This window comes from Candidatus Dormiibacterota bacterium (genome assembly GCA_035532835.1).
Classification (GTDB): domain Bacteria; phylum Vulcanimicrobiota; class Vulcanimicrobiia; order Vulcanimicrobiales; family Vulcanimicrobiaceae; genus DAHUXY01.
Window position 1 is genome coordinate 1 of the sequence record DATKQG010000078.1, and the last position, 7,511, is coordinate 7,511.

Annotated in this window: 8 protein-coding genes; 2 read left to right on the forward strand and 6 right to left on the reverse strand. The window is 61.9% G+C overall.

Going from position 1 to position 7,511, the window contains the following annotated elements:
- A partial coding sequence (locus tag VMW12_09550; protein ID HUZ49962.1) for a hypothetical protein occupies positions 1 to 274 on the forward strand: 274 nt, incomplete at its 5' end.
- Here VMW12_09550 and kdpC read toward each other — a convergent pair.
- From kdpC to VMW12_09570, 4 genes are read right to left on the reverse strand one after another with little or no spacing between them, the layout of a single operon-like run.
- A complete protein-coding gene (gene kdpC, locus VMW12_09555) occupies positions 218 to 814 on the reverse strand; it encodes a potassium-transporting ATPase subunit KdpC (GenBank protein ID HUZ49963.1) in 597 nt (198 codons plus the stop codon). The genes VMW12_09550 and kdpC overlap by 57 nt on opposite strands.
- Positions 815 to 827: 13 nt before the next feature.
- The gene (gene kdpB, locus VMW12_09560) at positions 828 to 2,876 is read right to left on the reverse strand and encodes a potassium-transporting ATPase subunit KdpB (protein ID HUZ49964.1); all 2,049 of its coding nucleotides are present in this window, start codon (positions 2,874 to 2,876) and stop codon (positions 828 to 830) included.
- Between the two features lie 3 nt (positions 2,877 to 2,879).
- Positions 2,880 to 4,580: a potassium-transporting ATPase subunit KdpA gene (gene kdpA / locus VMW12_09565; protein ID HUZ49965.1), complete on the reverse strand. Its 1,701-nt coding sequence runs from the start codon at positions 4,578 to 4,580 to the stop codon at positions 2,880 to 2,882.
- A gap of 12 nt (positions 4,581 to 4,592) precedes the next feature.
- A complete protein-coding gene (locus VMW12_09570) occupies positions 4,593 to 4,682 on the reverse strand; it encodes a potassium-transporting ATPase subunit F (protein ID HUZ49966.1) in 90 nt (29 codons plus the stop codon).
- A 357-nt stretch (positions 4,683 to 5,039) separates the two neighbouring features.
- Here VMW12_09570 and VMW12_09575 point away from each other — a divergent pair, with 357 nt between their 5' ends.
- Positions 5,040 to 5,693 (forward strand): hypothetical protein, encoded by a 654-nt coding sequence (locus tag VMW12_09575; protein ID HUZ49967.1) that lies wholly within the window; start codon positions 5,040 to 5,042, stop codon positions 5,691 to 5,693.
- Here VMW12_09575 and VMW12_09580 read toward each other — a convergent pair.
- Positions 5,690 to 6,793, reverse strand: a complete 1,104-nt coding sequence (locus VMW12_09580) for a cation:proton antiporter (protein HUZ49968.1) — start codon at positions 6,791 to 6,793, stop codon at positions 5,690 to 5,692. The two genes, VMW12_09575 and VMW12_09580, sit on opposite strands and share 4 nt — an antisense overlap.
- An 18-nt stretch (positions 6,794 to 6,811) precedes the next feature.
- Positions 6,812 to 7,511, reverse strand: a 700-nt coding sequence (locus VMW12_09585; GenBank protein ID HUZ49969.1) for a radical SAM protein, incomplete at its 5' end; no start/stop codon positions are given.

Genomic DNA, 7,511 nt, shown 5'->3' on the forward strand with positions numbered 1-7,511 from the left:
CGATCCGCAAACGCTCGACGAGATCGCCCGCATCGCGCGCGCGGTCAACGCCGAGTTCATCAACGAAGTTTCCGAGGACGCGCCGGCGCGCCTGATCGAAATCGCGCGTTCGAAGAGCGAGACGACCATCGCCGTCGGCGGAACGCTCCGTACGCCCCGATGGCCGCAACGTCGTGCCTTTGCTCGACGGCTGCTTGAAGCTGGGGCACGCGAACTCCTAGTCTTTGCCCGGCCGGCCGCCACGCTTACTCAGGGCGTCGAGGGCGAGGTTTAACTCCAGCACGTTGACGTGCGGCTCGCCCAGAATGCCGAGCTCCCTCGGCTCGATCGCACGAGAGATCACCGCATCGACCTGAGCGAGCGGAAGGTGACGCGCAAACGCGACGCGCGGTGCTTGGTAATACGCCCCCTGCACGCTGATATCGGGATCGATACCGCTACCGCTCGTGGTAGCAAGATCGATCGGAAGCGGCACGGTGGCCTGCGGATTTTGCTTGCGCAGCTGCGCGATCGTCGCTTTGGTGGCGGCGATGAGCTTCGCGGAGGTCGGCCCGAGATTGGTGCCGCCGGTGGCCGTTGGGTCGTATCCATTCTTGCCCGCAGCCGATGGGCGTCCTTGGAAATCTTCCGGCTTGCTCCACCGCTGGCCGATAATATCGGAACCGACAACCTTGCCGTCGCGCATCACGAGCGAACCGTTGGCCTCGCGCGGAAAAATCGCTTGCGCCGCGCCGGTCATCGCCAGCGGATAGATGAGTCCCAGCAAGACGACCGAGACGATCGTCATCCGAATGGCCACGCCGAATTGAAACATCCCCGTCATATCCTTACGTAAGGTGCAAGAGCGCGAGTAGCATATCGATGAGCTTGATGCCGACAAAGGGCACTAGGATTCCGCCGAATCCGTAAATGAGCACGTTGGTCCGCAACGCCGCGTTCGCGCCGCGCGGAACGTACGCGACGCCGCGTAACGCCAGCGGAATCAACGCGATGATGATCAGCGCGTTGAAGATTACGGCCGAAAGGATCGCGCTTTGCGGTGTCGAGAGCCGCATCACGTTGAGTTGTTGCATCGCGGGGTATGCGCCGATGAATATCGCCGGGAGAATCGCGAAGTACTTCGCGACGTCGTTCGCGATCGAAAAGGTCGTGAGGGCGCCTCGCGTCATCAGCAGTTGCTTGCCGATCTCAACGACCTCGATCAATTTCGTCGGGTCGGAATCCAAGTCGACCATATTGGCCGCTTCTTTAGCGGCCTGCGTGCCGGAGTTCATCGCGACGCCGACATCGGCTTGGGCCAGAGCGGGGGCGTCGTTGGTTCCGTCGCCCGTCATCGCGACCAAGCGCCCGCTGAACTGCTCCCGTTTGATCAACTCCATCTTGGTTTCAGGCGTAGCCTCGGCGAGAAAATCGTCGACGCCGGCCTCCTTCGCGATGGCCGCCGCGGTTAAGGGATTGTCGCCCGTAATCATCACCGTACGGATGCCCATCGCGCGAAGCCGATCGAAGCGTTCCTTCATGTTCGGCTTGAGGATGTCTTTGAGATGGATGACGCCCAAGACGCAGTCGTCGTGCGCAACCAACAGCGGCGTCCCACCACTACGCGCGATGCGTTCGACATCGGAGGAAAGGCCGGCGTGCCCGCTGCCGCCGGATTGCGCTACCCACGCCATAATCGAATCCGGCGCGCCCTTACGCAACCTCCCGCCATCGGAAAGGTCGACGCCGCTCATGCGCGTGTATGCGCTAAACGGAACGAAGGCGCCGTCGGTAGCTGCCGGCGGCTGGAGACCATTCTGTAGCGCTAGCGCCACGATGGAACGGCCCTCCGGCGTCTCGTCGGCGAGCGATGTTAGGTAAGCCACGCGCGTCGCTTCTTCTATCGTGACGCCTTCGGCTGCGACGATCGCGACCGCCTGGCGATTACCCAGCGTGATGGTTCCGGTCTTGTCGAGCAGGAGCGTGTCGACATCGCCCGCCGCCTCAACCGCTCGTCCGCTCATCGCCAGGACGTTGCGTTGCATCACCCGATCCATACCGGCGATACCGATGGCGGAGAGCAGCCCGCCAATCGTCGTTGGGATGAGACAGACCAGTAGCGCGATCAGCACCGTGACGCTCAGTCGCGCACCGGCATACACGGCAAATGGCGCTAACGTCGCTACAGCGACGACGAAGATGATCGTCAGGCCGGCGAGCAGAATCGAGAGCGCGATCTCGTTCGGCGTCTTCTGCCGCTTCGCGCCTTCGACCATCGCGATCATCCGATCCAGAAAGCTTTCGCCGGGGTTCGACGTGATGCGAATGTCGATGCTGTCGCTCAACACGCGCGTTCCGCCCGTGACGGCGCTGCGATCGCCGCCGGCTTCGCGAATAACGGGCGCCGATTCTCCCGTAATCGCCGATTCGTCGACCGTTGCTGCGCCCTTGATCACCTCGCCGTCTCCGGGAATCATCTCCCCGGTTTGCACGCGCACCACATCGCCTCGGCGCAGCGCGCTTGAGATCACCGCTTCGAGCACATCGCCAATCACGCGATTGGCCGTTGTCTGCGTCTTGGTGCGCCGTAGCGCATCGGCTTGCGCTTTACCCCGCCCTTCGGCCACAGCTTCGGCGAAATTCGCGAAGAGCACGGTGAACCACAGCCACGCGGAGATCACCGCATCGAAGGCCGCGGGGCCGCCGCTGGTCGCATCGCGAAGGGCAAAGACGACGGTTGCAAGCGCGCCGACTTCGACCACGAACATCACGGGATTGCGCGCTTGCCAGCGCGGGTCAAGCTTCTTGAACGACTCCGCGATGGCAGGGCCGATAATGGCACGCTCGAAGAGCGGGCGGTCCTGTGCGCGGCGTGCGGCTCGACGTGAGGAAATCATGGACTAGAACGTCTTTCCTTGCAAAAGCAGCAAATGTTCGACCACCGGGCCGAGGGCATCGGCCGGTAGAAACGTCAGGGCGCCGACGATGACGATGACGCCTATGAGAAGCACGACGAAAACCGGCGAATAGGTCGTGAACGTTCCCACGCCCTCCGGTACGCGCTGCTTACCGGCTAGCGACCCGGCCAGAGCTAACGCAGGAATCGCGACCAAGAATCGCCCGAAGAGCATGACCACACCGGTGAGAACGTTATAATATGTGTTACTTCCCAGGCCACCGAATGCGCTACCGTTATTTGCATTCGTCGAACTGAACGCATAGAGGATCTCCGCAAATCCGTGCGGGCCCGAATTATTCAGCGTCGTTAAGCCAGCGGGTAAAAGCACCGAGATAGCGGTTGGGATCAGCACGAAGAAGGGGGTCACCATGATCGCGAGGATCGCAAACTGCACTTCGCGCCGCTCGATCTTCTTGCCCAAGAACTCCGGCGTTCGTCCGACCATCAATCCGGCAATGAACACGGTGAGGACGACAAAGACGATCATGCCGTAGAAGCCCGAGCCCACGCCGCCGAAGATGATCTCACCCAGTTGCATGTTCACGAGCGGCACCAAACCGCCGAGGGGCATGAACGAATCGTGCATCGCATTGACCGCGCCGCATGACGTATCGGTCGTTACCGTCGCGAACAGCGCCGAGGCCCCAATGCCGAATCGGCACTCCTTGCCCTCCATGTTTCCACCGGCCACACCGAGCTGATGGATGAGGGGATTACCCGCAGCTTCGGCTCCGTACGCGACGCCGAATCCCACGACGAGCAGAACGGTCATGGCGCCGAGAATCGCCCATCCCTGCCGTGTATCGCGCACCATGCGGCCGTAGGTATAGGTTAGGCCAGCACCGATCCACAGGATCAGAAACATTTGGAACCAGTCGCTAAACGGCGTCGGATTCTCGTTCGGGGATGCGGAGTTCGCGCCCACAAAGCCGCCGCCGTTCGTCCCGAGCTCTTTGATGACTTCTTGCGAAGCCATCGGGCCGCCGGTGATGCTCTGCGAGATGCCTTCGGGCGTGACGATCGTTTGATATGCGTGGAAGTTCTGCGGGACGCCCTGCATGACGAAGATCAACCCGCCCGCGATGCATAGCGGAAGTAATAGGTACAGCGATGCCCGTGTAAGATCGACCCAGAAGTTCCCCAGTGCCTTTCCGCTCGTTCCCGCGAGGCCCCGAATGACCGCAATCGCAATGGCGATGCCCGCAGCCGCGGAAACGAAGTTGTGCCATCCGAGCCCCGCCATCTGCGTGAGATAGCTGAGCGAACTCTCGCCGGAATAGAACTGCCAATTCGTGTTGGTCATAAAACTGATGGCCGTATTGAAGGCCAAGTCGGGCGCCATGTTTCCAAAATGCTGGGGGTTGAACGGGAGCCACGCCTGCGTTCGTAACAAGACGTAAAGGTACGCGACCGATACGAACGAGAACGCCAACAAGGCGTAAACGTAACCGGACCATGTCATTTCGCGCGATGCATCGATGCCGCAGATGCGATAGATCGCGCGCTCGACCGGCTCGACGACCGGGGTGAGGAGCGTACGTTCGCCGCCAAAGATCTTCGCCATGTAAAGGCCCAGCGGTTTGGCAAGTCCCAATACCGCGATCAGCAATAAGATCGCTTGCGCCCATCCGGTAGCCGTCATATGCGGCATCCTCTAAAACTTCTCGGGGCGCAGCATCGCGTACCCCAAATACAGCAGCGCGCACAGCGCCAGCACGATACCGGCCGCATCATCGAAGATCATGGCGCGGCTATACCCGCTCGCAAGCGACGGTGTAGGCGTAGAGCGCGGCAAAGCAGAGCAATGAGAGCGCGACCAATCCTAATTCAAGCATCTACGCAAGCATAGGGCCCGAACGGCAAGCCCACCAGCCGCCGAACGGATGATCCGTTCGGATAGGCCGAACGGAGGCTGCCCAGATGCCGCGCGACGCTCGATACTACATGCATGTTGACAACAACCGCGCCCGTCACGGCGCCATCGCCTCGCCCATCGCATCCTCCCGCACGAACTGCCGTAGCGGACCCGTGCGGGTCCATCCTGTCGATCGTCACGAGGCCAACCGTAGGCACCGGCGTCTGCACGGTGCGGCCAAATCACGTGTTAGTGGAAAACGGCTGGAGCAATACCGTCCTTACCGGCGCGGGTGGTGGCGACATCGCGTCCTACCCGTCGAGCTTTATTCGCATCGGCACCGTGCTACCGCGTATCGAGATCGCTCTCACGCCGCCTAACGTCATGCGCTCCTCGGTTGGAGGGAGCATCATCGGCGGGTCGAGCGACGGCGCCATTGGGGTGAAGTACGAAGCCGGGTATACGAGCAAAGCACTCTGGGGCGCGAACGTGCAGATCAGCGAGCCAACGGGAACACCGGCCTTTAGCGCCGGCGGCGCGCAATACACCGCAAATGCGAATTGGGGCTACGCGCTATCCCCCGTAGTGGGCCTAGCCGGCACGTTCGGATTCAACACTCTGAGCGCATTCGATGCGAGCGGCAACGTCCGGCATTACGCCGCGTTCATCCCATCGATGGAGATGACGATAGCGCTTTCTTCCCGGTCGCAAGCATTCGCCGAGTACGCCTATTTCAGCCACGCCGGCCTGGGGCTTCCAGGAAAGTCCGTTCTCGATGCGGGCTATCAGCGGGCGCTTTCGGAGAATGGGCAGATCGACATCGAGTACGGTTTCACGCCGACGCCGATCGCCGGCCAGCAGGGCCGCTACATCGGATTCGGCCTAAGCTTTATGCATTAGGATCCTTCGCCCAGCTTTAGGGCGCCAACCCTTCGTTCAAGCGTCAGCGAACCTAGGAGAAGCGTCGCAATCACGACGACGAACGTCGCGTCGACGATGAGGGAGCGCATCGGGATCTCTGCCGGGAGCGCCAACGCCAACGCCAGCGAGAGCGCTCCTCGGACGCCGGCGAAGCGAACCAGTGTCTTCCAGGAACGGAGCATCCGCGGCAACAGCGCGAGCAAACCGTACGCTAGCACGAATCGCGCGATGATGACCGCAGCCAGCACGATGCCGAGAAACGCGCGTTCGCTCCAAAGATGCGCGCTCTCCACCGCCGTACCGACCAGAAAGAACAAGCAGAGGTTCGCGACCGTCGCCGCGCGCTCCCAACCCAATTCCACCGTCTCCGCAACCGCGTCCCCGATCGCGTAGCCCTGCCGCTCGCGTAAAGCGATACCGCATGCGATGACGGCAAAAATCCCCGACCAGCCAAAACGGTCGGCGAGCGCGTACGCCCCGTACGCGGCGATGCCGGTGGCTAAGCCTTGCGCCAGCGCGTTCGGGTGTTTGCGCACGACATAAGCGCAAGCAATACCAACGATCGCGCCCAAGGCGATGCCTGCGAACGATCCCAGGAGAGCCTGGCCAGCAATCGCGCCGACGTGAGCCGCGGAAGCCGTCCCGATGATCGCCGCCAGCACGGCGCGATAGAGCATGACGGCGATGGCGTCGTTGAGCAGCGATTCGCTTTCGACGATCGTCTTGAGCGCGGGCGGAACGGGCAAATGGCGAAACAGCGCCACGATCGCCACCGGATCGGTTGCACTCAAGATCGCTCCGACGAGTAGCGCCGTGCCGATGCCGACGGAGCCGAAGCGATACACCGCCAGCGCCACCAGCCCGGCGGTGATGGCCACACCCGGCACGGCCAACAGCAGAATCGGCCGCCAAGCGCGCTTCATCAAGGAAAAATCAAGATTCCATGCAGCTTCAAAGATGAGCGCGGGCAAGAACAGCTCGAGCGTCGCCCAGCGGAAGGTCTGCGTCAGGAGACCGGGATGGATTTGACCGACGATGAGTCCGGCGACCAAGACCGCGGCAATATGCCAGAGCTTCATCGAACGCCCACCCCTTCGTTAATGGGTATGCGTGAAATTCCCGACGCTGACGTGGCTCTCGCGAATCGCCGCGATCGCCACGCGCATGCCGAGCGGATGGTCGGGACGCCCGACGGCATCAAAATAGCACTCTGGGTCGATGTTGAGCGTCCGCGTTTGAATCATCGTGACGCGCACGCCGCTCAGAAACGCGCGCATGGCATCGATTTCCGCCTCGTCGTCGGTGATGCCGGGGTGGGTGAGCAGATTGAGCGAGACGCGTAGCCCGCGCCGGCTCGCAAGGCGAATCGATTCGAGCACGTCTTCGAGGCCGTAGCCTATCGGGCGATAGTACGCGGCGTAGACGTCCGGCCGAAACGAATTGAGACTGATGCGTACGGCCTGCAAACCTGCGTCGATGCAGCGTTCGAGCGCGGCCGGCATGCTACCGTTGGTATTGAGATTGATCGTTCCGTTCTTGCGACTGCTTCGAATGAGTTCGATCGCTCGCGCGATCTCGATCGATCGCAAGAGCGGCTCACCTTCGCAGCCTTGGCCGAATGAAACGATGCCGTCTTCCACCCGTTCGAGATGATGCACGCCGATGCGCGCGAGTTCGTCCGCCGTGGTTTCGAAATCGATGCGCGTTTGCGGAGAAGGCAGCCCCGCATCCGGCTCTTGTTCCGAGATGCATCCGATACAACGCGCGTTGCATTTCGGCGAAACGGGGAGCGCGGCT